At 69.7% G+C, this 21,205-nt stretch carries 23 protein-coding genes; 9 read left to right on the plus strand and 14 right to left on the minus strand.

The window, feature by feature from the left end:
- The first annotated feature begins 6 nt into the window (after positions 1 to 6).
- The 3 genes from ACX80N_RS04255 to ACX80N_RS04265 are packed head-to-tail and all read left to right on the plus strand — an operon-like array spanning position 7 to position 2,662.
- Positions 7 to 981 carry a carbohydrate ABC transporter permease gene (locus tag ACX80N_RS04255; RefSeq protein ID WP_459338406.1) on the plus strand — a complete coding sequence of 325 codons (975 nt, stop codon included), beginning with the start codon at positions 7 to 9 and terminating at the stop codon, positions 979 to 981.
- On the plus strand, positions 975 to 1,811 hold the full coding sequence (locus tag ACX80N_RS04260; RefSeq protein ID WP_105031991.1) for a carbohydrate ABC transporter permease: 837 nt from the start codon (positions 975 to 977) through the stop codon (positions 1,809 to 1,811). Before ACX80N_RS04255 ends, ACX80N_RS04260 begins: the two co-directional genes overlap by 7 nt.
- Complete coding sequence (locus ACX80N_RS04265) at positions 1,808 to 2,662, plus strand: sugar phosphate isomerase/epimerase family protein (protein ID WP_459338407.1); 855 nt, start codon at positions 1,808 to 1,810, stop codon at positions 2,660 to 2,662. The genes ACX80N_RS04260 and ACX80N_RS04265 overlap by 4 nt, the downstream gene beginning before the upstream one ends.
- Before the next feature lie 104 nt (positions 2,663 to 2,766).
- Here ACX80N_RS04265 and ACX80N_RS04270 read toward each other — a convergent pair whose 3' ends face one another.
- Positions 2,767 to 3,162: a DUF2256 domain-containing protein gene (locus tag ACX80N_RS04270; protein ID WP_459338408.1), complete on the minus strand. Its 396-nt coding sequence runs from the start codon at positions 3,160 to 3,162 to the stop codon at positions 2,767 to 2,769.
- The gene (locus tag ACX80N_RS04275; protein WP_459338409.1) at positions 3,159 to 4,001 is read right to left on the minus strand and encodes a DUF1206 domain-containing protein; all 843 of its coding nucleotides are present in this window, start codon (positions 3,999 to 4,001) and stop codon (positions 3,159 to 3,161) included. The genes ACX80N_RS04270 and ACX80N_RS04275 overlap by 4 nt, the downstream gene beginning before the upstream one ends.
- A 284-nt stretch (positions 4,002 to 4,285) precedes the next feature.
- Between ACX80N_RS04275 and ACX80N_RS04280 the strand changes: the two genes are divergently transcribed.
- A complete protein-coding gene (locus tag ACX80N_RS04280) occupies positions 4,286 to 5,845 on the plus strand; it encodes a GGDEF domain-containing protein (RefSeq protein ID WP_459338410.1) in 1,560 nt (519 codons plus the stop codon).
- A 76-nt stretch (positions 5,846 to 5,921) separates the two neighbouring features.
- On the opposite strand, the gene ACX80N_RS04285 is transcribed toward ACX80N_RS04280, so the two are convergent.
- Together ACX80N_RS04285 and ACX80N_RS04290 are read right to left on the minus strand one after the other, a co-directional pair.
- Entirely contained in the window at positions 5,922 to 6,686 is a 765-nt protein-coding gene (locus tag ACX80N_RS04285) for a MerR family transcriptional regulator (RefSeq protein WP_459338411.1), read from the minus strand.
- A 135-nt stretch (positions 6,687 to 6,821) separates the two neighbouring features.
- Positions 6,822 to 7,085: a hypothetical protein gene (locus ACX80N_RS04290; RefSeq protein ID WP_459338412.1), complete on the minus strand. Its 264-nt coding sequence runs from the start codon at positions 7,083 to 7,085 to the stop codon at positions 6,822 to 6,824.
- Between the two features lie 157 nt (positions 7,086 to 7,242).
- Here ACX80N_RS04290 and ACX80N_RS04295 point away from each other — a divergent pair, with 157 nt between their 5' ends.
- Positions 7,243 to 7,680 carry a helix-turn-helix domain-containing protein gene (locus ACX80N_RS04295; protein WP_459338413.1) on the plus strand — a complete coding sequence of 146 codons (438 nt, stop codon included), beginning with the start codon at positions 7,243 to 7,245 and terminating at the stop codon, positions 7,678 to 7,680.
- On the opposite strand, the gene ACX80N_RS04300 is transcribed toward ACX80N_RS04295, so the two are convergent.
- Positions 7,677 to 8,903, minus strand: a complete 1,227-nt coding sequence (locus tag ACX80N_RS04300) for a PucR family transcriptional regulator (protein ID WP_105031998.1) — start codon at positions 8,901 to 8,903, stop codon at positions 7,677 to 7,679. The genes ACX80N_RS04295 and ACX80N_RS04300 overlap by 4 nt on opposite strands.
- 266 nt (positions 8,904 to 9,169) lie before the next feature.
- Here ACX80N_RS04300 and ald point away from each other — a divergent pair, with 266 nt between their 5' ends.
- Positions 9,170 to 10,282 (plus strand): alanine dehydrogenase, encoded by a 1,113-nt coding sequence (gene ald / locus ACX80N_RS04305; RefSeq protein WP_105031999.1) that lies wholly within the window; start codon positions 9,170 to 9,172, stop codon positions 10,280 to 10,282.
- Here the strand turns inward: ald and ACX80N_RS04310 are convergent.
- Complete coding sequence (locus tag ACX80N_RS04310) at positions 10,279 to 11,337, minus strand: Gfo/Idh/MocA family protein (protein ID WP_459338414.1); 1,059 nt, start codon at positions 11,335 to 11,337, stop codon at positions 10,279 to 10,281. The genes ald and ACX80N_RS04310 overlap by 4 nt on opposite strands.
- Complete coding sequence (locus ACX80N_RS04315; RefSeq protein WP_459338415.1) at positions 11,334 to 12,035, minus strand: TetR/AcrR family transcriptional regulator; 702 nt, start codon at positions 12,033 to 12,035, stop codon at positions 11,334 to 11,336. Before ACX80N_RS04315 ends, ACX80N_RS04310 begins: the two co-directional genes overlap by 4 nt.
- Positions 12,036 to 12,150: 115 nt before the next feature.
- Here ACX80N_RS04315 and ACX80N_RS04320 point away from each other — a divergent pair, with 115 nt between their 5' ends.
- Positions 12,151 to 12,711, plus strand: coding sequence for an NAD(P)H-dependent oxidoreductase (locus tag ACX80N_RS04320; protein WP_459338416.1), 561 nt, complete (start codon positions 12,151 to 12,153; stop codon positions 12,709 to 12,711).
- A 208-nt stretch (positions 12,712 to 12,919) separates the two neighbouring features.
- Here the strand turns inward: ACX80N_RS04320 and ACX80N_RS04325 are convergent, their stop codons facing one another.
- From ACX80N_RS04325 to ACX80N_RS04335, 3 genes are all read right to left on the minus strand, one after another.
- Entirely contained in the window at positions 12,920 to 13,111 is a 192-nt protein-coding gene (locus ACX80N_RS04325; RefSeq protein ID WP_105032002.1) for a hypothetical protein, read from the minus strand.
- Entirely contained in the window at positions 13,108 to 14,082 is a 975-nt protein-coding gene (locus tag ACX80N_RS04330; protein WP_459338417.1) for a lantibiotic dehydratase C-terminal domain-containing protein, read from the minus strand. The genes ACX80N_RS04325 and ACX80N_RS04330 overlap by 4 nt, the downstream gene beginning before the upstream one ends.
- An 82-nt stretch (positions 14,083 to 14,164) precedes the next feature.
- A complete protein-coding gene (locus tag ACX80N_RS04335) occupies positions 14,165 to 14,305 on the minus strand; it encodes a hypothetical protein (protein ID WP_459338418.1) in 141 nt (46 codons plus the stop codon).
- Positions 14,306 to 14,680: 375 nt separating this feature from the next.
- Here ACX80N_RS04335 and ACX80N_RS04340 point away from each other — a divergent pair, with 375 nt between their 5' ends.
- Both ACX80N_RS04340 and ACX80N_RS04345 read left to right on the plus strand, forming a co-directional pair.
- Positions 14,681 to 15,649 carry a helix-turn-helix transcriptional regulator gene (locus ACX80N_RS04340; RefSeq protein ID WP_459338419.1) on the plus strand — a complete coding sequence of 323 codons (969 nt, stop codon included), beginning with the start codon at positions 14,681 to 14,683 and terminating at the stop codon, positions 15,647 to 15,649.
- A 67-nt stretch (positions 15,650 to 15,716) separates the two neighbouring features.
- Positions 15,717 to 17,021 carry an aminotransferase-like domain-containing protein gene (locus ACX80N_RS04345; RefSeq protein WP_459338420.1) on the plus strand — a complete coding sequence of 435 codons (1,305 nt, stop codon included), beginning with the start codon at positions 15,717 to 15,719 and terminating at the stop codon, positions 17,019 to 17,021.
- A gap of 3 nt (positions 17,022 to 17,024) precedes the next feature.
- On the opposite strand, the gene ACX80N_RS04350 is transcribed toward ACX80N_RS04345, so the two are convergent.
- From ACX80N_RS04350 to pdhA, 4 genes are read right to left on the minus strand one after another with little or no spacing between them, the layout of a single operon-like run.
- Positions 17,025 to 17,246: a hypothetical protein gene (locus ACX80N_RS04350; RefSeq protein ID WP_105032006.1), complete on the minus strand. Its 222-nt coding sequence runs from the start codon at positions 17,244 to 17,246 to the stop codon at positions 17,025 to 17,027.
- Between the two features lie 9 nt (positions 17,247 to 17,255).
- Positions 17,256 to 18,917: a 2-oxo acid dehydrogenase subunit E2 gene (locus ACX80N_RS04355; protein ID WP_459338421.1), complete on the minus strand. Its 1,662-nt coding sequence runs from the start codon at positions 18,915 to 18,917 to the stop codon at positions 17,256 to 17,258.
- 9 nt (positions 18,918 to 18,926) lie between these two features.
- Positions 18,927 to 19,901: an alpha-ketoacid dehydrogenase subunit beta gene (locus ACX80N_RS04360; protein ID WP_105032008.1), complete on the minus strand. Its 975-nt coding sequence runs from the start codon at positions 19,899 to 19,901 to the stop codon at positions 18,927 to 18,929.
- Positions 19,901 to 21,115: a pyruvate dehydrogenase (acetyl-transferring) E1 component subunit alpha gene (gene pdhA, locus ACX80N_RS04365; protein WP_459338422.1), complete on the minus strand. Its 1,215-nt coding sequence runs from the start codon at positions 21,113 to 21,115 to the stop codon at positions 19,901 to 19,903. Before pdhA ends, ACX80N_RS04360 begins: the two co-directional genes overlap by 1 nt.
- Positions 21,116 to 21,205: the final 90 nt, after the last annotated feature.

The following is a 21,205-nucleotide window of genomic DNA, read 5'->3' on the forward strand; positions in this document are numbered from 1 at the left end:
CCGATCGTGACCACCAATGAACTGACGCGGGGGCCCGTGCTGCCGGCCCCCGCGTCGGAGTCCCGCTCACGGCCCGCGAAGAAGCGTCGACCCGGCACCTCCAGGATCAGCTCGCTGCGCGCACTCGTCTGGGTACTGCCCGCCGTGCTGATGCTCGCGGTCTTCGTCTACCTGCCCCTCGCGCAGAACTTCGGTTTCAGCGTCCTCGAATGGGACATCTACACCGGCAGCCAGAGTTTCATCGGCGCGGAGAACTACCAGAAGATGTTCGCCGACCCCGTCTTCTGGCACGCCCTGGCCAACAACGCCTGGTACTCGGTGATCTCGATCCTGTTCCAGGTGTGCGGCGCCCTCGTTCTCGCAGCTCTCGTCGAGGGATTGCGCCACGACCGCTGGAAGCAGATCTTCAGGGTCCTCTACTTCATCCCGTCGGCCATCTCGCTGACCGTCGCAGGGCTCCTGTTCTACTTCATCTACGAACCGGAACTGGGGCTCCTCAACGCAGGCCTCGAGCGCCTCGGGCTGGGGGATCTGACCCAGTCATGGCTCGGCCAGGAGAACACGGCGATCTTCGCGATCATCGCCATGAGCCAGTGGCAGGGCTTCGGCTACTGCACGCTGCTGTTCGCCGTCGCCCTGCAGCGGATCCCCTCCGAGCTCTACGAGGCCGCCTCCATCGACGGAGTGGGTCCCGTCCGCCGCTTCTTCTCGGTCTCCCTCCCCCTGGTCCGGGAGATGACAGGCCTGATGATGATCGTCACGGTCTCGGGCGCCTTCCAGGTGTTCAACGAGGTCATGGTCATGACCACCGGCGGACCCAACAACTCGAGTCAGGTCCTCGGCACGTGGCTCTACCGCAGCGGGTTCGTCCGCAACGATTTCGGCTACGCCGCCGCGATCGCCACGGCGATCTTCTTCATCACCCTGTCGCTCGCACTGCTGCAGCTCTGGATCTCCCGCAAACGAAGGGTGGAATGGTGAAACGCAGCACCGCACTAGGAGTCATCGGCTCGACGTTCGTCTGGGCCTTTTTGCTCGCCCTCGCCGTCGTCGTCATCTACCCGCTGCTGTGGATGACCCTCAACGGCTTCAAGACCAACGCCGAACTGTTCGGCAACCCGTTCGCGCTGCCTGTGGAGTTGCGCTGGGAGAACTATGCGAACGCCTGGAACAGGGGTGTGGGCAACTACCTCATGGTGAGCGTGCTCGTCACCGTGACCTCGACCATCGCCACGGTCTTCATCGGGGCATGGGCGGCCTACGGACTGACGAGGATCAAGATCCCTTTCAGTCGCACGTTCCTCATCGTCATCCTCGCCGGCCTGATGCTGGCACCCACCGTGGCTCTCATCCCGCTGGTGCGCATGTTCCAGGCCCTGGGCCTCTACAACACGTTCTGGGCACTGCTGATCCTGTACACCGCGTTCCGTATCCCCTTCACCGTCTTCCTGATCCGCGCGTACATGATGGATCTCCCCGTGCAGATCGACGAGGCGGCAGCGGTCGACGGCGCGTCGCGGGCCCGCGCGTTCTGGCAGATCATCCTGCCGATGTGCAAGCCGATCATCGTCTCGACCGTGATCCTCAACATCCTCTTCACCTGGAACGAGTACCTGTTCGCCATGGTGTTCACCAGCGGCGGCGACTTCCAGACACTGCCCGTGGGACTCACCAACCTGATGGCCAAACACGGCACGGACTACCCGGTCGTGTTCGCGGGCATGGTCATGGCCGCGCTGCCCATGGTCGTGCTGTTCATCGCCGGCCAACGGTACTTCATCCGTGGGCTGGCGGACGGGATCGGGAAATGACGACCTCCCCCGGCACCGGACTGTGCCGCGACCAGATCAACGGATCGAACTTCTCGTACCAGCACCAGTCCTTCGGACGCTTTCTGGACGACATGGTGGGGCTCGGACTGCACACCCTCGAACTGTGGGGCATCGCGCCGCACCTTCACATCCCCACCGTCACCGAGGAACAGCTCCGGGACATGGGTCGCTCACTCCGGCAACGCGAGCTGTCGGTCTGCTGTGTGACACCCGAACAGGTCGCGTACCCGGTCAACATCGCCTCCCCCGACGACGGGTTGCGCGAGGCCAGCGTCGCGATGTTCTTGCGGGCTGCCGAGGTGTGCAGCACCCTCGGAGCGCCACTGCTGTTCCTCACGTCGGGGCGAGGTGCCGAGGACGAACCGCGCGAGGCGGGCTGGGAACGCGCCATGACGAGCCTGCAGAGCATCACGGCCCGCGCGGCGGAGCTGGGCGTGGACTGTGTGCTCGAGCCGTTGCAGCGCGTCGAGTCCAATCTCGTCACGACGTCCTCGCAGGCCGCCGCGATGCTCGCGGACGTCGGGACGCCCGGACTCGGTGTCGCCCTCGACACGGTGGCCATGAACATGGCCGGCGAGACAGTCGCCGACTACTTCCGCGCGCTTCCGGACCTGATCCATCACGTCCACCTGACCGACGGGGCGCCGGCGGGCCACCTCGCGTGGGGCGACGGGAAGATCGACCTCGAGGGAGTGGTCCGCGACCTCGGCAGGGCGGGCTACAGCGGGAGGATCACCTTCGAGATCTTCGGCGACGGGACGTACGCCTTCAACCCGAGGCCCTCTCTGGAGCAGTCGCTGCGACACTTCGAACGGGCGATTCGTTCCTAGCACGGCCCGGACCCACTCCATCCACGGCGGCACGAAGGGGCCGACTCCACCGCCTTGCTGCTCGAGGCGTGAGGTCATCGACCTGTCGGGCCCTGCCGGGATCCTCAGCGGGGCAGCCGCAGTGCCACCGGCCCCTTCGCCGTCGACGGATCGACGACGACCCCGCGCTGCACCATCTCCGCGAGGCCACGGCTGACGAGGCGGCGGGCAGCGCTGCGCGCCGGTTCGTGCAGAAGGGCAGCATCGTCCGCGAGCGCGGTGGCGGCGTCGGCGGGATCGACGACGGATCCTCGCGGTGCAGCACGCAGCCGCGTGAGGAGCCACTCCTCGAGGGCGGTGTCGATGGGCCGTATCTTCCGCGCACGGCAGGAGTCGCTGCAGTAGGCGATCGACTCCCAGTTCCGCTCCCACTTCTTCCGCCATTCGATGCGCCGACCGCAGGAGCGACAGGTCTTCGGTTCCTGTGCCCCCGTCCCCGCCGATGTCGGAGGCCGTCTCACATGCGGCCGTACACTGCGCGGATGATGGCGAAGATCCCGTAGCAGACGAGCCCCAGCGCGATCAGCGTCAGCACGTACACGCCCACCGGGTGGTACTGGAGCACCTTGAGGCTGCCGTCCAGTCCGGTGGACTCCTGCGGATCGCGGTGCAGTCCCGCGAGGACGAACAACCCGCCCACGAGCATCAGGGCCAGCCCCTTGGCCACGTGCCCGACGACGCCGAACACCTCGACCACGCGCCCGCGGGCGGTGTCCTCGAACCTCCGCAGCTCCGGTCGAAACCCCCGGCGAATCCCCTTGACGACGAAATGCACGCCGATACCCGCAACGACTCCCGCCGTCACGAACACGAGGAGGACTCCGGGGGTGGTGTCGAGAAGGGACCGCGTGAAGTCCACCGTCGATTCGGAGGAGTCGGGGCCGTCGCCGAGCGCGAACCGCGCGAACGTCGCCGCCATGGACCCGTAGATGAGGACCAGCGCACCGGAGGAGATGTGCTTGCCGATACGCCGGCCGGTCGGCAGGTGCCGCGCACGGAGGGTCGCCTCGCTGAGCTGCCACAGGGCCAGGCCCGCGCAGCCCACCGCGCAGATCCACATGATCGGTCTCCCGAGCGCTCCTTCCGCCACTTCCTCGAGCGCCCCGGTGGGCTCGGCCTCACCGTTGCCCCCGACGGCGAGGCGCAGCGCGATCATGCCGATCAGAATGTGCACCACCGCGAGCGCAGCGAAACCGAAGCGCGCGGTGACATCGAGCGCGCGCGTGTCGGTCGCCTGTTCGACGGCGTCGGCGGCCCGGCCGACCAGCCCCTGCTGGTCCGCGCTGCTGTCCGTGGTCACTCAACCTCCCGGCGTCGAGAAAGCCCCTCCTTCCGGACGAGGCTCCCTGGTTGTCCCTCAAGGATAGGAGCGCCGGGCATTCCCGACGCACGGCGCCCGGCGTCCTTGCCTTGCAGAACCGGTGCCATTCCGATGCGGAATCGGCAGTCATAATCCTTGAGGCCGAGGGCGGGACACGGCACACTGGTCAAGCCAGTCCTACCCGGCACGTCAGCGCACACCAGGGTCTCATTTCTTCTCCAGGTCGGTTCGACAGCGCTGCCTCGACGACCAGGAGTCCATGCATGATCCATGAAGATGCCGTGATCGAAGGCGGTTCCGTGCGCCTCGCGCAGGAACGCGACCTCACCACCCTGCTGGAGGCGGTGGAGACCAGCCCCGATCTTCCCCGCGCAGTGATCGAGGCAGCCGAGATCCGCGCCGCCGCCGAGGCCCTCGGCCGACTCGACGTCGCGTTCTGGGCGGAGGTCACCGGGCTCGATGCGCTCGCCCGCACGGAAGGTGCGCCCGGAGCGAGGACGCGCGGACAGGAGATCCTCGAATGGGCGCGGAACCAGGGCGATGCCCGGCTGGCCAGCCGTTGCCACGCCCTGATCGCGATGATGGACCTGATCGCCGGCCACTCCGGCTCCGGAGCCGAGCAGGCGACCATCGCCGTCACGCTCCTGGACGGCACCGAACTGCCCGCCCTGCGGGCGCAGCTGCTGACGCGACAGGCCCTGGGGCTCCTGGGCGCAGGGCTGCTGCAGCACGGGTTCGACGTCTCCCGGCGGGCGCTCGCCATGGCGAGTCAGCTGGGCGACCACGACCTCGTGGCCCGGCTGGGTTCGAACGCCTTCCACGCAGCCCTCGACGAAGGGATGCCGGACGAGGCACGTTTCTGGATGCGACGGCTCAGGACCGTGATCGAGGCGTCGCCCGCACTCGAGTCGGAACTGAGCGATGTCCTCGCCCGCGACCACCTCGTGGCCCGGCGCCTGCAGGAGGCACTCGAGGTACTGGACCGGTCCGCGAACGACGACGCATCGGCCCAGCCCGAGACGAGGGCGTACGAGATGCTGCTGCGGGCGCAGGCGCACCACGGGCTCGGCGACCTCGGCGCCGCTCGGAACGCGCTCGACAGGGCCGAGCACATCACCGCGCGGCATGCCCTGGAAGAGGTCGCATCGATGATCCTCGAGGAGCGCGCCGCCGTCGCCGCATCCGGCGCCGACTACCACCTGGCCTACGAACTCCACCGGCAGTTCCACCGGGCGGTCAGGGCGCGGTGGATCGAGGCGCGCCGGTCGCAGGTGGACCACCTCTTCGCCGAGCAGAACGTCACCGAGGCGCTCGAGAGGGCCGAGCAGGCGGAGGCCGCCGTCGCCGTCGATCCGCTGACGAAGGTACGCAACCGGCGCTGGGTGGAGGACTCCCTGCCCGACGTCGTGCACGCCTGGCAGGCCGGTGGCGAGTGGACCGCCTCCCTGGCCATCCTCGACCTGGACCACTTCAAGCAGATCAACGACCGCTTCGGGCACCCGGCGGGCGACGACGTCCTCGTGGCCGTAGCCTCCTGCCTCCAGGGATGCCGGGGAGTACGGTACGTGGCCCGCATCGGCGGCGAGGAGTTCCTGCTCGTCCTCCGACAGGACGCCGACCAGGAGCAGGTGGCGGAGCATGTCCTGTCCGCCGTCCGCCGGCTCGAGTGGCCGCACATCCACGACGCCCTGCGGGTCACGGCGAGCATCGGATTCGCCGGGTGCGAGTCCGACACGACGTCGGCCGCCCTCCTTCGGGAAGCCGACCGGAACCTCTACCGGGCGAAGCGGGCAGGCCGGGACCGCGCGGCGGGCCCCTGGTAGCACCCGCTGCGCCGGGCCCGCCGCCGGACGCCGCTGCGCGGCCAGGACCGCAGTGCGAGGCCGGGCCGGCTGCCGCTCAGGTCCGGCGCAGCAGCCACTCGTCGAGCGCAGCCCGGACGAGTTCGGCTCCGTCCTGCCCGCCGTAGTTCGCCGCGAAGCGTGGATCGCCGACGTACATCTCCCCCAGTCCTCCGATGTACTCGGCAGACAGGGACCCGTCGTCGTCGCGCGGCACACCGGGGACCCCGGAGAGCCATGCGACGTGGCGTGCTGCGAGCGCCTGCGCCTCCTCGCCCGTCGGGGCGATCCCCCTGGTCGCTGCGTCCGTCCACCCTGCGTTGAGCTCCGCCACCTCCCGCGTGAAGGCGTCCTTCTCGGCGTCGGTCTTGCCGCGCCACCAGGAGTCGCCCTCGGCATAGGCGTCCCGACCCCACCGCTCCTCGACCTCCTCCCGGTACTGCGTGTGGTCGAATCCGTCGAACATGTCTTCTGGCATGGGTTCTTCTCCTCGTTCGAGGGCCTCCACCGTGGTGAGGACCGCCGTAATCTGCCGGCCGAGCCGTTCCTGCTCGCCGCGGAGGTACTGGAGGTGGACACGCAGGGTCGATGCGGGCGCGTCCGTCCGCCCGGCGTCGATGACCTCGCCGATGGCGGGCAGGGGCAGTCCCAGGGACCTCAGCAGCAGGATGCGCTGGAGCCGCACGAGTGCTTCGGCGTCGTAGTACCGGTACCCGTTGGCACCCACGCGCGACGGCGCGAGCAGTCCGACGTCGCCGTAATGGCGAAGCGTCCGGGTGGTGGTGCCGGCGAGGCGCGCGACCGTGCTGATCGGGTAGTCCACCTTGTTCTCCTCCCCCCGGCAGTCTGCGCCGGGAGATCCCACAGTAGGAGTTGACGTCGCGTCAAGGTCAACAGGCTCGATCAGGCCCGTCAGAGCGTCACCACGGCCGGGCGTGGAGGAGTGCCGGATCCGTCGTCAGCTGTACCAGAACCACTGCGGCGGACGCCAGGACGGCGGAACCGCATGCGCGTTGAAGGTGCCGCATTCGGAGCACGTGTAGGTGGCGCTGGCAGGAAGGAGGTCCGTGGAGTGCTCGGCCTGGCGTGCAGGCACGAACTCCTCGAAGATCAGGTAGTCGTCGGTCTGGCAGGTGGGGCAGAAAGGGGCTTCGCCCTTCTCGCCGAGTGTGGAGGGGGACCCGCTGAGGCGCAGGCTATGCCCTTGATCAAATATTGTCATGGGATTCACCGTTTCCTTCTTGCAACCGACGCTGGTTGCAAGTAGTGAGGGTATTTATACGCACACACTAGACCCGCAGTACTCATAGCGGAAGGGCAGGGCCCGCGACTTCGCTCCGCCACCACTCGAGCGCTACTGCTGCTGGCACAATGACCCCATGACCGCCAGGGCACCACGATCCGCAGCAGCACTCCCGCCCGAGCAGGCCGCACCCCTGCGACGTGCACTGACCGACAGCACCGATGTGACCGTCTTCGTGGACGGAACGGCCCACCGACTCCCCGACGAGGCGCAGGCCGCCGTCGTCGACCTCCTCGCCCGCCTGTCCGACGGTGACGCCGTCCAGGTCACCTCGGTGGCCGAACTGCTGACCACCTCGCAGGCGGCCGAACTCGCAGGCATCTCGCACAGCTACCTCCGCAAGCTCACGGACGCCGGCACCCTCCCGGTCGAGTACCGCGGATCGCACCGGCGCCTCCGGCGGTCGGACGTCGAGGACTGGCTCCGCAGCCAGCTACACCGCGGGGATCACCTGCCGGCGCCGTCGCGGGTGAGACGGCGCCCTGACGGCGCTCCCGCCCCACGCTGCCCCTAGGAGAGACCGAACCGGGGACGGGACCTCCACCGGCGGGCCTTGAGGGCGAGATGCAGTTCCAGCCGCACCGTCCCGGCGAGGGGATCGACGCCGATGACCGAGCGGATCCGCGCCAGGCGGTTGTAGACGCTGCTGCGGTGCAGGTGGAGCTGGGCCGCGACGTCCTGCACGGAGCCGTTCTTGTCGTACAGCAGTTCCAGGACCGGCAGCAGTTCCTCCACCCGGTCGGCCTCGCTCAGCTCGCCGAAACGGATGCTGCCGTGCGCGGGCGCCTGCCACCCGACGGTCCCGAGGAACTGGTACACGCCGATGTCAGCATAGGACGCCACGTCACCGAGGTGCGGGTCCACCGCTGCCGCCTGGACGGTATGTTGGGCATGTTCGAAGGCCTCGGCCAGGTCTCGGGGATCGGCCACGGGCTCGCTCAGCCCCAGGAGGATGCGGCCCGCCGGACGGCCCGCGCGCTTGGCGACCCCGGCCCGGTACCTGTCGAGGACCTGCTGCAGCGCGGTGGCGCCGACGCCGGCGGCACACAGGAGCACCGAGAACCCTGAGGCCCCGGCACTGAACAGCACGGGTGCGACGCCGACCGTCGCCTGGAGCGCGAGCGTGCGCTGGAGGAGTGCGGCCTCATGCGGGTCGTCGATGTCGGGGGGCGCCGCCGCCGCGAGCTCGTGCACCACCGCAAGACGCCACGGGCCGTTCCCGCCGAGCTCGTGCCACCCGCGCAGCTCCTCGCTCGCCGCTGCCACCCCGCGGCACGCGGCGAGGAAGGTGGCCTCCCTCCGGGTCCGGCGTTCCGAGGAGGCCGCGTCCGTCTCGAGGAGGAGCTCGGCGAGGCGATCGGTCAGCGGTCGGACGACCGGCAGGGCGGCCAGGATGTCAGCTGCGGGATCCGCGCTCGACTGCTGCTGCACCCACAGATAGCCCACCCGGAACCCCCGCACGAGCAGGGGGACGCAGACGCGGGCCAGCATCCCGAGGTCCTCGTTGGCGGGGACGGCGACGGCGCGGACCGCCTGCGCGATGCCGTGCCGGAGCTGCCACTCGTCGACGTCCGCCGGGACCTGCTTGCTCAGCAGGAAATTGACCCGGACGCGGTCCGCAGTGCTCTGGTGACTGCTGTACGCGAGGAGGACGCCGTCCGGGTCCTCGAGGGACAGTCCGCGGCCCAGCTTCTGCGCGATCGACTCGACGACGTCATCGATGGCCTGGTTCTGCACCCTTCCACGATAGGTGCGTGGACCGCTATGGGCGACAATTGCCGCTGCGGAACTCGACATCTGTCGATGGCGGTTGAGGACGCGGCCTGCTAGTGCTCCACGTCACATCTCCTGTGGAGCGCGTGGCGACGGGCTTCTGCAGCGCAGCGCAGGAGGCACGCCTGCTGCCGACATCGGCGCTCCGGCTGAGGGCCGGGCGTGCCGTGCCCGGACGCTCCTATTCTGGAGAGAACCCCCATCAGCCCGATCGCACCCTGGAGAACCCAATGATCATCGGCGTCCCCAAAGAAGTGAAGAACAACGAGTTCCGCGTGGCCATCACCGCCTCCGGTGTGCACGAGTTCCGCGCGCACGGCCACACCGTGCTCGTGGAGCGCGGCGCGGGCGTGGGCTCGAGCATCTCGGACGTCGAGTACGAGGCCGCGGGCGCCGAGCTCGTCGACGCCGCAGACGACGTGTGGGCGCGCGCCGACATGGTGCTGAAGGTCAAGGAACCCGTTGCCGCGGAGTACCACCGCTTCCGCAAGGGGCTCGTCCTCTTCACCTACCTCCACCTCGCTGCGGAACCCGAGCTGACCCGCGCACTCCTCGACGCCGGCGTCACCGCGATCGCGTACGAGACGGTTCAGGACGGGCGCGCCCTGCCCCTGCTCGCCCCAATGTCCGAGGTTGCCGGCCGCCTCTCCGTCCAGGTGGGCGCACAGGTCATGACCGCTCCCGCCGGAGGCCCCGGCCTGCTGCTCGGCGGTGTTGCCGGTGTCCGTCCCGCCAAGGTCGCCGTCCTCGGTGCGGGTGTCGCGGGCACCAACGCGACGGCCATGGCCGTCGGCACCGGCGCTGAGGTGACCATCCTCGACATCAACATCGCGCGCCTCCGCGAGATCGACGCCCTGTATGCGGGCCGCGTGAAGACCGTCGCGTCGAACTCCCTGGAGATCGAGAAGTCCGTACTGGAGGCCGACCTGGTGATCGGGTCCGTCCTGATCCCGGGTGCACGCGCACCGAAGCTCGTGACCAACGCCCTCGTGGCCCGCATGAAGCCCGGCAGCGTCCTCGTGGACATCGCCGTGGACCAGGGCGGGTGCTTCGAGGACTCCCGCGTCACCACCCACGAGGACCCCACCTTCACCGTCCACGGATCGCTCTTCTACTGCGTGGGCAACATGCCCGGCGCGGTCCCCAACACCTCGACGTACGCCCTGACCAACGTGACGCTCCGCTACGCCGTCGCGCTGGCGGACAAGGGCGTCCGCGGCGCCTTCGAAGCGGACGCGGCGCTCGCGCGCGGACTGAACGTCGCAGCGGGCCAGGTGGCGCACCACTCGGTCTCGGAGGCGCACGGCCTCGACCTCGCGGAGGACTGGGCAGCGCTCGTCTAGTCGGGCAGGTGTCCTGTCGCTCGCCGGACCGGGAAGGACGCGTGGACCTGCTCGATGATGCGCACCACGGCGACGGCGTCCTCCGCCGCGACCGGTGGGGGCCCGATCCCCCGGATTGCCGCGACGACGCCGGCGTAGAAGGACGGATACGTGCCCGGACCGACCCTCACGGGCTCCGTGGTCCCGGCGCGGCCGAGCAGCCCGCGCTCGCCCTCCCCGCTCCCGACCTCATGCGCGGCGGCCGTATCCTCCGGGAGGACACCGGCCGCCAGCAGCTCCTCCTGCGGGTCCGTGCCGGTGATGGTGAGCCCGCCGATCGTTCCCGTGACGTGGAAGCGGGGACGGGCCAAAGGGACGAGCGTGCCCGCGCGGAGGTGACTCGTGACGCCGCCGTCGTGCTCGAGGACGAGGAACAGCGAGTCCTCCGCGGCGGCGTCGTCCCGGTCCAGCCGCAGCTCCGCGGCGACCGGCACGGCCGGCCCGGACAGGACGAGCGCCTGGTCGATCAGGTGGGAGCCGAGGTCGTAGAGGACACCTCCACCGTCGTCCGTCCCGGCGTCACGCTTCCAGGGCTTGGTGATGGACGGCTTCCAGGACTCCATCGCAGACTCGACGATGCGCACCCTCCCGAGCGCACCCGAGACCACCAGTGCCTGCACGGTCAGGAAGTCACCGTCCCAGCGCCGGTTGTGGAACGGGACGAGCAGCCGCCGCGCCGCCCGTGCAGCCTCGATCAGCCACTCTCCGTCCTCTGCGTGCACCACGAAGGGCTTCTCCACCACCACGTGCAGTCCCCTGCCGAGCGCGGCGGCGGCGAGGGCTGCATGGGTGGCCGGGGGCGTGGCGATCACGGCGAGCTCCGCGTCCGGCACCGCCTGCAGGGCCTCCTCCAGTGTCGCGACGACGACGGCGGACGGACAGTCGGAGCGCGCGGCCCTCTGGCGGTCCAGGCTGCGCACGACGACGGCGGCGAGCTCGAGATCGGGATCGTGCGCGATGAGCGGGGCGTGGAAGACCCGGCCGGCATGGCCGAAACCGACCAGGACCGCCTTCACGTGCACTCCCTGCCCGCATCGGAGGGGCGATCCAGGACGCTGTCCGAAGCGCGATCCAGGACATGGTCCAAGCTGCGATCCGAGGTGCGATCCGGGGCCGGACCCTGCGCCGCGAGCGCTGCGACGAGGGTGCGCCAGGACTCGCAGAGGCGGGCGGTGGACATGCCCCGGTGCTCCTGCAGGTGCAGCAGGAGTCCGGCGTTCAGGAAGGCCGCCAGCTGGTAGGAGGCCAGTTCGGGGTCCTGGACGCCGAGCTGGCGCAGCAGCAGGGACAGGTGCAGCCGGATGAGCTGCTGCGTCGGGTGCTCGGGATCCGGTCCGCCCCGCTGCTCCGCCGCGCGCAGGATCTGCCCGTCGAAGTGCATCCTCGCGATGCTCGCCTCCCCAAAGGCGATGAGCCGGTCGAGGGGGGCTGCTCCCGGCCCGAGGGGAGGCGGCCCTGCCATGAACGCCTGCTGGAAGGAGCGCCCGGCCTCGTCGGCGAGGGCGTGGAGGAGGCCCGCCCGGCTGCCGAACCGGCGGAAGACGGTACCCTTGCCGACGCCCGCACGGCGTGCGACACCCTCCGTGGTGAGCTTGTCGGGTCCGTGGAGCGCCACGATCTCGGCGGCGGCGTCCAGCAGCAGGCGCCGGTTGCGCGCCGCATCGGTACGCTCTCCGTCGTCGCCCGTGACCCGGAGCAATTCCTCGCCCTGCATGCCGCAACTATAGTCGGGGAATAAAGCGGACCGCGGTCCGCTTAGATACGGTGGGCGCAGCCGGTGCGCCTCCTGTCAGCCTCGACCGCACGGTCACACTACTTCGGGAGTACTCATGTCCACCACGATCCTCACCCTCGTCGGCAGCCTGCGGGAGGGTTCCATCAACCGCCAGCTCGCCGAGGCCGCCGCGGAGCACGCCCCGGACGCCGTCGATGTCGTCACCTTCGACGCGCTGAGTGACATCCCCTTCTACAACGAGGACATCGACAACGACACCGACCGCCCGAAGGCCGCCGACGACCTCCGGGCCGCTGCTGCCGACGCCGACGCCGTGCTGCTCGTCTCCCCCGAGTACAACGGGACGATGCCCGCCGTACTGAAGAACGCCATCGACTGGCTGTCCCGCCCGTACGGTGCCGGAGCCATCTCGAGCAAGCCCGCCGCCGTCATCGGCTCCGCCTTCGGCCAGTACGGCGGAGTGTGGGCGCACGACGAGGCCCGCCGCGCGCTCGGCGTCGCCGGCGCCTCGGTGGTCGACGACGCAAAGCTCTCCATCGGCGGCTCCATCACGCGCTTCGCCGAGCTGCACCCCAAGGACGACGCCGAGGTGGCCGGCGCGGTCAACGACGTGCTCTCGGCCCTCGCAGGCGCAGTGACACCGGTCGCCGCCTGATACCCGCCCGGGTATCGCGGACGCCGTGAGCAACCACCTCGGGTGGGGGACCTGCAACGGCACCCTCTGAACAGCACGACGCCGGCGCATGCAGCGCCGGCGTCGTGCTGTTCGTGCCGAAGAACACCGGGAGGCGCCCGTTCGGGCCGGTGAGTACCTGGGGCGAACCCGATCCCTCCGAGGGGCGGTCAGTGCGTCGGGGGAAGCATCAGTGCCAGAGGTTGTCCGCCCAGGCGGCGTCGCGCAGATAGTCCTGCGCCGGCCCGATCTCCCAGAGCTGGCCCTGCGACTCGAGCACGCCGTCGTGCTGCATGGACTCCACGGTCTCCGACGAGCAGCCCAGGGCCTCGGAGAGATCGGCGTCGTCATGAGCGAGTACGAGGGTGTTCCTTGCGGTCATGATGCTGTCCTTCGCTCGACGGGTCCGGCGGACACGGGCTTCCATGTCCGTGCATACAGTCCCAGCGCCGCCTCTTCACGGGCCACGAAACCGAGGCGGTTGAGGGTCATGTGCGCCTGGTACACCGTGAGGTGCTGCGCGCTGCGGCTGACGCGCACCTTGTCCGCACGGTACAGGTAGGTGTCGAGCGCCCGGAACCACCGGCGTCGCCAGTTGTGCACCGCCGACTCGGACGCGGTGGCGGCCATGAGGGCGTGGAAGCCCGTGGCCTTGGAGGCCACCTGGGCCGTCATGGCCTCGCGGACACCGGCGGCACGCGGACCGACGTCGGCCGTGCAGGTGCGCAGGTGGCTGTCCCAGTAGAAATCCCAGGACAGACGACGGCGGTCCGGCCAGCCGGCGGAGCGGGGACCGCGCATCATGCTCTGCGCCGCGTCGAAGAGCACCAGCGCTCCGAGCGCGGAACGGCTCTGCATGCGGGGGAACCGCTGATTGGCCCAGATGGCGAATTCCGAACTGAGCTCGAAGACCTCCTCCGCGAGGTGGAGCCCCTCCACGCCGCCGTACTTCACGAGGTTCGCCTCGAGTTGCGGGTCGGCCGGCTCCTGGCCCCCGGAGTAGTAGGTGTTGCTCGCGGGTGCCGTGAACTGCTGGCGCACCACCAGCAGGGGCAGCGCCGGGGCGCTGCGTACCTGGAGTGCGCGCTGGAAGGCCCGCAGGCGTTCGAGGACGCGCGGGTGGGCATGGATGCTGAGCCGGACCCGGCTGACGACGCCCGTGGACGCGTCCTCGCTCCGGCTGAAGTACCAGCGCTTGGCGCCGAGTGCCTGAGCCTGCGCCACCAGCGGGGTGACCAGCTCTTCGATGATGCCGTCCGCTACATCGAAGCCACCCGTCGAGAGGGAGAGATGCCACCACTGAGTGCTGACTGCCGTCCGTGAGGCGGTTCGAACGGCGGTCACCTGGCTCATGGCTCTCTCCTTCAGGGTCTGTGGTCATCCCCGCTGGGGCGGGCTCTGGGGCCTCCGGGCTCTAGTCCGGAGGGCTCCTGCTCTACTTCGGCCAGTCCCAGCTTCCCGCCGTGGCCTGGCTCTTGGGCCAGTCCCAGCTCGCTGCGCTGATGGACTGGCCTGCCGGCAGAACAGCCCCCACCACGATCAACAGGCCCGCAGTTGCGCCGAGTACTTTCTTCATGGCGATCCTTCCTTGCCGGTCTCCCGGGTGGTCGAGCTGTGCCGCACTGCTGATCCGCAGTGGCCGGTCGCTCCGGAAGCCCCGTTCGGGCCGCCTGCAGACCGGCTCACTCAGAATGTCCGGCACGGGCCGACGCTGTCCAGCGGTCCCGGTGGCCGTTTGTGGACATGCCGCGAACAGGACGCGGACCTCCGCCGCGCCCGGCTGTTACGCTGCTGAGCGGTGCGGAGAACCGCGGAATCACGGGGCTGGACGGCTCGCCCGGCCTCCCCGGATTGCCACCTCCCCCGATCTGTCATTAACTGGACATGTCATGTTTTTCACCGCCTGATCGGCTGTTGCTGCGCCGGCGACCCGGGACAAGGACTGCTGCTCATGCTGGATGCGACATCGCTCGAGCTGTACCGCTACGCCGTCGGGCACCCCGGGTGGACGCGCGCGGAGGCCTCGGAGGCCCTCGGCCTCACCCTGCGCCGGATCGAGACGGCCATCGGGGAGCTCGCCGAGCGCCGGCTGCTCAGTCCCGAGGCGGGCCGGCCGGACGGACTCGTCGCTGTCTCGCCGGACGTCGCGCTCGCGGACCTCGTGGACGCCGACGAGCGCGCCATGCAGGAACTCAAGTCGCGCATCAGCGGCCAGCGGCGTGAGCTCTCGAGCCTCCTCCCGACCTTCCTCGAGGCGCGCAAGAGCGTCCTGGCCAGCACATCCGTGGAGACGCTCGAGGACCCCCACCTGATCCACCGGGTGCTGATCGACTACGGACGCGACGTCACCGAGAAGGTGTACATCGCCCAGCCGGGCCAGGGCTCGACGGCGGACGTGCACGAGGAGAGCGTCCGGAAGGATCTCGAGCTGCTCGAGAACGGGGTCCGGCGCCGGACGCTCTACGACACGAGCACGCGCGACCACGTGCCCACCCGCAAGGCCGTCGAGGCGATCGCCGCCGGCGGGGGCGAGTTCAACGTGCTGCCGTTCATCCCCCTGCGCATCCTCATCTTCGACGACAAGCTGGCGCTCGTCGGCCGCCAGCTCACGCGTGACGACAAGGCGGCCCTCGTCATCAGGGACGCGAGCCTGATCCACATCTTCACGCACCTGTTCGACGTCGCCTGGGAGATCAGCGAGTCCTTCCTCGCGCCCGGGCAGATCGCGTCGCCGCTGAGCAGCCTGCAGCGCTCCATCATCCAGGGCCTCGCCAACGGGCTGTCCGACGAGTCGATAGCGCGCCGCCTGGACATCAACGTGAGGACCTGCCGCCGGCACATCGCGTGGATGCTGGACACCCTGCGGGCGGAGAGCCGCTTCCAGGCCGCGCTGAAGGCGCGCGAGGCGGGCTGGGTCTAGCCCCCCGGCGGCGCACCGTGGTGCAACACCTGTTGCCTGATGGTGAACCCGCGCCTAGACTCTGGGCGTGACATCCTCCAGCGAAGCCCCTGCCGACGTCCTGCCCGCCGAGACCGAGGCCGCCCTCGAGCGGGCGGTCGATTCCGCCAACCGCCACGATGCGCTGTTCTCGGTGCGGGCCGCGAACATCAAGCAGTCCGCGGTGCGCGACGTCTTCGACATCTCCATCCGCCCCGGGCTCGTGTCCCTGGCCGGCGGCAGCCCCTACCTCAAGTCCCTCCCGCTCGATGACCTCGGGCGCACGGCGCAGAAGATCATCGCCGAGCACGGCCTCGAGGCGCTGCAGTACGGCGGCGGCCAGGGCATGGAGGAACTCCGGCGGCTCGTGTGCGACGTCATGGCGGCCGAGGGCATCGAGGGTGCCAGCCCCGACGACGTCGTCATCACCACCGGCTCGCAGTCGGCTCAGGACGTCGCGGCCAAGGTGTTCTGCAACCCGGGCGACGTGATCCTCTGCGAGGACCCCACCTACGTCGGCGCGCTCAACACGTTCGAGGCCTACGAGGTCGACGTCGTGACCGTCCCCATGGACGACGCCGGGCTGGTCCCCGATGCGCTGGAACGCACCATCGCCGACCTCGAGGCGCAGGGCCGCGCCATCAAGCTCCTGTACACGATCCCGAGCTTCAACAACCCGAGCGGCATCACGATGGCGGCCGACCGCCGCCAGCGCGTCGTCGACATCTGCCGGGCCCACAACATCCTCGTCCTCGAGGACAACCCCTACGGGATGCTGCGCTTCGACGGCGAACCGCTGAAGCCCATGCGCGCGGACAACCCCGACGACGTCATCTACCTCGGCTCCTTCTCGAAGATCTTCGCGCCCGGCGTGAGGCTCGGCTGGGCGCTGGTGCCCCGGCACCTCTACCGGCGGTTCTACCTCGCCTGCGAGGCGGTGGTGCTGTGCCCGTCGCCGCTCACCCAGATGCTGGTGACCGCGTACCTCACGGAGTACGACTGGCGCGGCCACCTGCGCTCGATGCGCGCGCTGTACCGGGAGCGGTGCGAGGCGATGCTCGGTGCCCTCGCCGAGGAACTGCCCGACGGCGTGCACTGGACCACCCCCGACGGCGGATTCTTCGTCTGGGTCACCCTTCCCGAGGGCATCAACACCTATCCCCTGCTGTACACGGCGATCGACGCCGGCGTCGTCTTCATCCCCGGCGCCGCGTTCTCGCCGTCGGACGATCCGTCCAACAAGCTCCGGCTGGCCTTCAGTGCCGTCTCCCCCGAGGACATCGTCGAGGGCGTGCGGCGGCTGGCTCCGATCCTGCGGACGGCCATCGAGGAGAACAGCACCCCGTCCGTCTGATCGCTACCGGGGTGGCCGCTTCTGCTGGCGCAGCGTCACCGCGATGGAGATGAGCGCTGCGACGATCACGAGGATCGACAGCCTCGCCACCGTGTTCAGCCCCGGGAACGCCATCTGCAGGGCGATCGAGGCGATGAAACCGATGGCCACCACGAGCAGGAGCCTGCTCAGCGGGTAGCGCGGACGCGACCTCCGGGGCCGGTCGCCGGGAAGGGGCTGGTTCATGACCCCACCCTAGTCGAGCAGCAGCGCGGGCTCCTCGAGGATCGAGGCGACGTCGGCCATGAAGCGCGCACTGAGGTCGCCGTCCACCACACGGTGGTCGAACGAGCCGCCCAGCGTGGTGATCCAGCGCGGGATGACCTCGCCGTCGAGCACCCACGGCTTCTGCTTGATGGTGCCGAACGCCACGATCGCCACCTCACCCGGATTGATGATCGGCGTTCCCGTGTCGATGCCGAGCGCCCCGATGTTGGTGATCGTCAGGGTGCCTCCCTGCATCTGCGCCGGCTGGGTCTTGCCGGCCCGCGCCGTCGTCGCCAGGTCGTTCAGCGCGAGCGCCAGCTCCTTGAGCGAGAGGTCCTGGGCGTCCTTGATGTTGGGCACCATGAGTCCCCTCGGGGTCGCGGCGGCGATGCCGAGGTTCATGAAGTGCTTGACGAGGATCTCGTCGTCGGACCAGGTGGCATTGACCGACGGGTTGCGTGCGGCGGCCCAGATGACGGCCTTGGCGAGGATCAGCAGGGGTGAGACCTTGATGCCCTCGAAGTCGCGGGACGCCTTCAGGCGTTTGACGAACTCCATGGTCCGGGAGGCGTCGACATCCACGAAGATGCTGACGTGCGGCGCCGTGAAGGCGCTCTGCACCATCGCCCGGGCCGTCGCCTTGCGGACGCCCTTGACCGGGATGCGCTCGATCCGGCCGCCGCCGAGCACCTTCCGGTCCGCCCAGAAGGAGTCGGCGCCGTCCTGTTCGGCGTCGCGCTGGGACTGGTAGCTCATGAGGTCCTGCTTGGTGACCTCTCCCGCGGACCCGGTGGCGGGGACGTCCGCCAGGTTGATGCCGAGGTCGCGGGCGGCCTTGCGGACCGGGGGCTTCGCGAGCACGCGGTTGATGAGCTGGTTGAGCGGGTTCACCCGGGCGGGCGGCTCCGCGGCCGGCTGCGGTGCACTCCGTCCGGCGGACTCCCGGGTGGCCGGCGCGGCCGGGTCGGGAGCAGTCGAGCCGGCAGGGGCCGGTGCCTGCGCGGCGGGTGCCGGGGACGCCGGGCCGGACGCAGGCCTGCCTGCACCGGACGACGGCGCCACGTGTCCCGCACCGGGGGCCCCCTGCTGCTTGCGGGGACGACGCTTCACGGCATCGGCCTTCGGTCCCGTGCCGACGAGCGGCCCGGGTGTGACCTCCGGGGCGGCAGTGCCGGGCGCGGCCTGCACGCCGGCTGCACCGGACTCCGCCCCGGAGAATTCACCCGGCATCCGGGGCACGGGAACGGGCCCATCGTCGGCTGTGCCGATGGCGTCCTGCCGGGAGGCGGCGGCCTCGGCATCGGCCTCGATCACCCGGTCGACGTCTCCGTCGGGTCCGCCGTCATGCACCGGTGCGTCCGACGCGGCCCCATCCTGACCGCCGTCGTGCGCCGCCTCCGGAGCGGACTCTGCGTCCTCGACGGAGATGATGGGCGTGCCCACCTCGATGGTCTCGCCCTCGGCGACGAGCAGTTCGGAGACGGTGCCGGCGTACGGGGAGGAGAGCTCGACGAGGGACTTCGCGGTCTCGATCTCGCAGATGATGTCGTTGACCGACACCGTGGCCCCGGGCGCCACCTTCCACTGCACGATCTCCGCCTCGGTGAGGCCCTCACCGACGTCGGGCAGGTTGAACGTATTGAGCGTCATGGGGGTCCTTCAGTATGCGAAGGCACGGTCGAGTGCCTCGAGGATGCGGTCGATGTCCGGCAGGTACTGCTCCTCCACGCGGGCCACCGGGTAGGGCATGTGGAAGCCGCCCACGCGGATGACGGGCGCCTCGAGCGACAGGAACGCGCGCTCGGAGATCCGCGCGGCGATCTCCCCGCCGATACCGCCGAAGGTCGGAGCCTCGTGGGCCACGATCAGTCGGCCGGTCCGGGTCACCGACTCCGTGACGGTGTCGAAGTCGATCGGTGAGATGGACCGCAGGTCGATCACCTCCACCTGGCGCCCGTCGTCCTCGGCTGCGGCGGCCGCGGCCAGCGCCACGGGCACCAGCGGTCCGTAGGCCACGATGGTCGCATCGCTCCCCTGCCGCAGGACCTGCGCGGAGAAGGGGTCCGCCGCAGGGGCGGAGGTGTCCACCTCCCCCTTGAGCCAGTAGCGCCGCTTCGGCTCGAACACGATCACGGGGTCCTCGCACGTGACGGCCTGCTGGATCATCCAGTAGGCGTCCTGCGCGTTGGAGGGCGTGATGATCCGCAGCCCGGCGGTGTGGGCGAAGAGGGCCTCGGGCGATTCCGAGTGGTGCTCCACGCTGCCGATCCCACCGCCGTACGGGATCCGGATGACCACGGGCGCGCTCAGCATGCCGTCGCTGCGGGTTCGGAGCTTCGCGAGCTGCGTGGTGATCTGGTTGAAGCCCGGGAACACGAAGCCGTCGAACTGGATCTCGCAGACAGGACGGTAGCCGCGCAGGGCGAGACCGATCGCGGTGCCGATGATGCCGGACTCGGCGAGCGGGGAGTCGACGACGCGCAGGGCCCCGAAGTCCTTCTTCAGGCCGTCGGTGACGCGGTAGACGCCGCCGAGCTCCCCGATGTCCTCGCCCATCAGCAGGGTCTTCGGGTCGTTGGCGAGCGACGCCCGCAGCCCTTCGTTGATCGCCTTGGCGATGGTCATGGTCACCATCAGGCGTGCTTCCCTTCATCGGCGAATCCGGCCTCGTACTGCTCGAAGAACCGCAGCTCCTCCTGGATGAGGGGGTGCGGTTCCGCGTAGACGGCGGCGAACCGGTCGGCGAGGTCCGGCGCCGTCATGGCCAGCACGGCCCGCCGCAGCTCGGTGGCCATGGTGCGAGCCTCGGCGTCGAGATCTCCGAAGAACGTGTCGTCGGCCAGACCGGTCGAGCGGAGGTGGGACTCGAGGCGGACCAGCGGGTCGCGGGGCTGCCACTCCTGCTCGTCGCGGGACAGCCGGTACTTGGTGGGGTCGTCCGCGGTGGTGTGGGCGCTCATCCGGTAGGTGTAGGCCTCGATGAGCACCGGCCCCCTGCCGGACCGCGCGTGCTCGAGCGCCCAGCGTGTGACCGCCTCGACGGCGACGACGTCGTTGCCGTCCACGCGGATGCCCGGGAAGCCGTAGCCCGCCGCGCGCTGCGCGAGGGGAACCTTCGCCTGCACGCTCGACGGGACGGAGATGGCCCACTGGTTGTTCTGGCAGAAGAACACGACGGGGGCGTCGAAGGACGCGGCGAAGACCATCGATTCGTGGACGTCGCCCTCCGAGCTCGCGCCGTCGCCGAAGTACGCGACGGAGGCTGCGGGAGGCAGGGACGGATCGGCGAGCTGGTCGCGCTGCATGCCCATCGCGTAGCCGACGGCGTGCAGGGACTGGGCGGCCAGCACCAGCGTGTAGAGGTGGAAGTTCCGCTCCCGGGGATCCCAGCCACCGTTGGTCACACCCCGGAACAGGCGGAGGATCTCGGCGAACTCGACGCCGCGGGTCAGGGCGACGCCATGCTCCCTGTAGGTGGGGAAGGCGTAGTCCTGGGGGGCGAGGGCCCTGCCGGAGCCGATCTGCGCGGCCTCCTGACCCGTGAGCGGCACCCAGAGCGCCAGTTGGCCCTGGCGCTGGAGGGCCGTCGACTCCTGGTCGAAGCGGCGGATGAGGAACATGTCGCGGTACAGCGAGCGGAGGTGCTCGGCGTCAGCCGCAAGGTAGGGGGTGAAGTCGACGGTCTCGCCGGCGATCCGCGCACTCAGGCCGCTCGCCATCGTGCCGTCGGGCGAGAGGACGCGCAGCATCTCCGTGCCGGGCTCCAGGTCGGCGGTGTCCGCGGGATGAGCCGCGCGCACCACTTCCTCGACGTCGAATTCGGCGGCCGGCAATCGGCTGCTGTTCATCCTTGGCTCCTCACCCGACCCGTTACATTCCTTTAGTGGAATGTGTGCCGTAAGTCATACACCGGGAAACATATGTTCCCGCGGCATCCC

It is taken from the genome of Arthrobacter sp. MDT2-16 (assembly GCF_054510925.1).

What these genes read in the sequence shown, in the direction of transcription:
- ald (WP_105031999.1), top strand. Translation starts at nt 9,170, where the DNA reads ATGATCATCGGCGTCCCCAAAGAAGTGAAGAACAACGAGTTCCGCGTG.
- ACX80N_RS04350 (WP_105032006.1), bottom strand. Translation starts at nt 17,246, where the DNA reads ATGAACCAGCCCCTTCCCGGCGACCGGCCCCGGAGGTCGCGTCCGCGC.
- ACX80N_RS04290 (WP_459338412.1), bottom strand. Translation starts at nt 7,085, where the DNA reads ATGACAATATTTGATCAAGGGCATAGCCTGCGCCTCAGCGGGTCCCCC.
- ACX80N_RS04265 (WP_459338407.1), top strand. Translation starts at nt 1,808, where the DNA reads ATGACGACCTCCCCCGGCACCGGACTGTGCCGCGACCAGATCAACGGA.
- ACX80N_RS04360 (WP_105032008.1), bottom strand. Translation starts at nt 19,901, where the DNA reads ATGGTGACCATGACCATCGCCAAGGCGATCAACGAAGGGCTGCGGGCG.
- ACX80N_RS04295 (WP_459338413.1), top strand. Translation starts at nt 7,243, where the DNA reads ATGACCGCCAGGGCACCACGATCCGCAGCAGCACTCCCGCCCGAGCAG.
- pdhA (WP_459338422.1), bottom strand. Translation starts at nt 21,115, where the DNA reads ATGAACAGCAGCCGATTGCCGGCCGCCGAATTCGACGTCGAGGAAGTG.
- ACX80N_RS04320 (WP_459338416.1), top strand. Translation starts at nt 12,151, where the DNA reads ATGTCCACCACGATCCTCACCCTCGTCGGCAGCCTGCGGGAGGGTTCC.
- ACX80N_RS04325 (WP_105032002.1), bottom strand. Translation starts at nt 13,111, where the DNA reads ATGACCGCAAGGAACACCCTCGTACTCGCTCATGACGACGCCGATCTC.
- ACX80N_RS04355 (WP_459338421.1), bottom strand. Translation starts at nt 18,917, where the DNA reads ATGACGCTCAATACGTTCAACCTGCCCGACGTCGGTGAGGGCCTCACC.
- ACX80N_RS04330 (WP_459338417.1), bottom strand. Translation starts at nt 14,082, where the DNA reads ATGAGCCAGGTGACCGCCGTTCGAACCGCCTCACGGACGGCAGTCAGC.
- ACX80N_RS04280 (WP_459338410.1), top strand. Translation starts at nt 4,286, where the DNA reads ATGATCCATGAAGATGCCGTGATCGAAGGCGGTTCCGTGCGCCTCGCG.
- ACX80N_RS04315 (WP_459338415.1), bottom strand. Translation starts at nt 12,035, where the DNA reads ATGCAGGGCGAGGAATTGCTCCGGGTCACGGGCGACGACGGAGAGCGT.
- ACX80N_RS04335 (WP_459338418.1), bottom strand. Translation starts at nt 14,305, where the DNA reads ATGAAGAAAGTACTCGGCGCAACTGCGGGCCTGTTGATCGTGGTGGGG.
- ACX80N_RS04340 (WP_459338419.1), top strand. Translation starts at nt 14,681, where the DNA reads ATGCTGGATGCGACATCGCTCGAGCTGTACCGCTACGCCGTCGGGCAC.
- ACX80N_RS04260 (WP_105031991.1), top strand. Translation starts at nt 975, where the DNA reads ATGGTGAAACGCAGCACCGCACTAGGAGTCATCGGCTCGACGTTCGTC.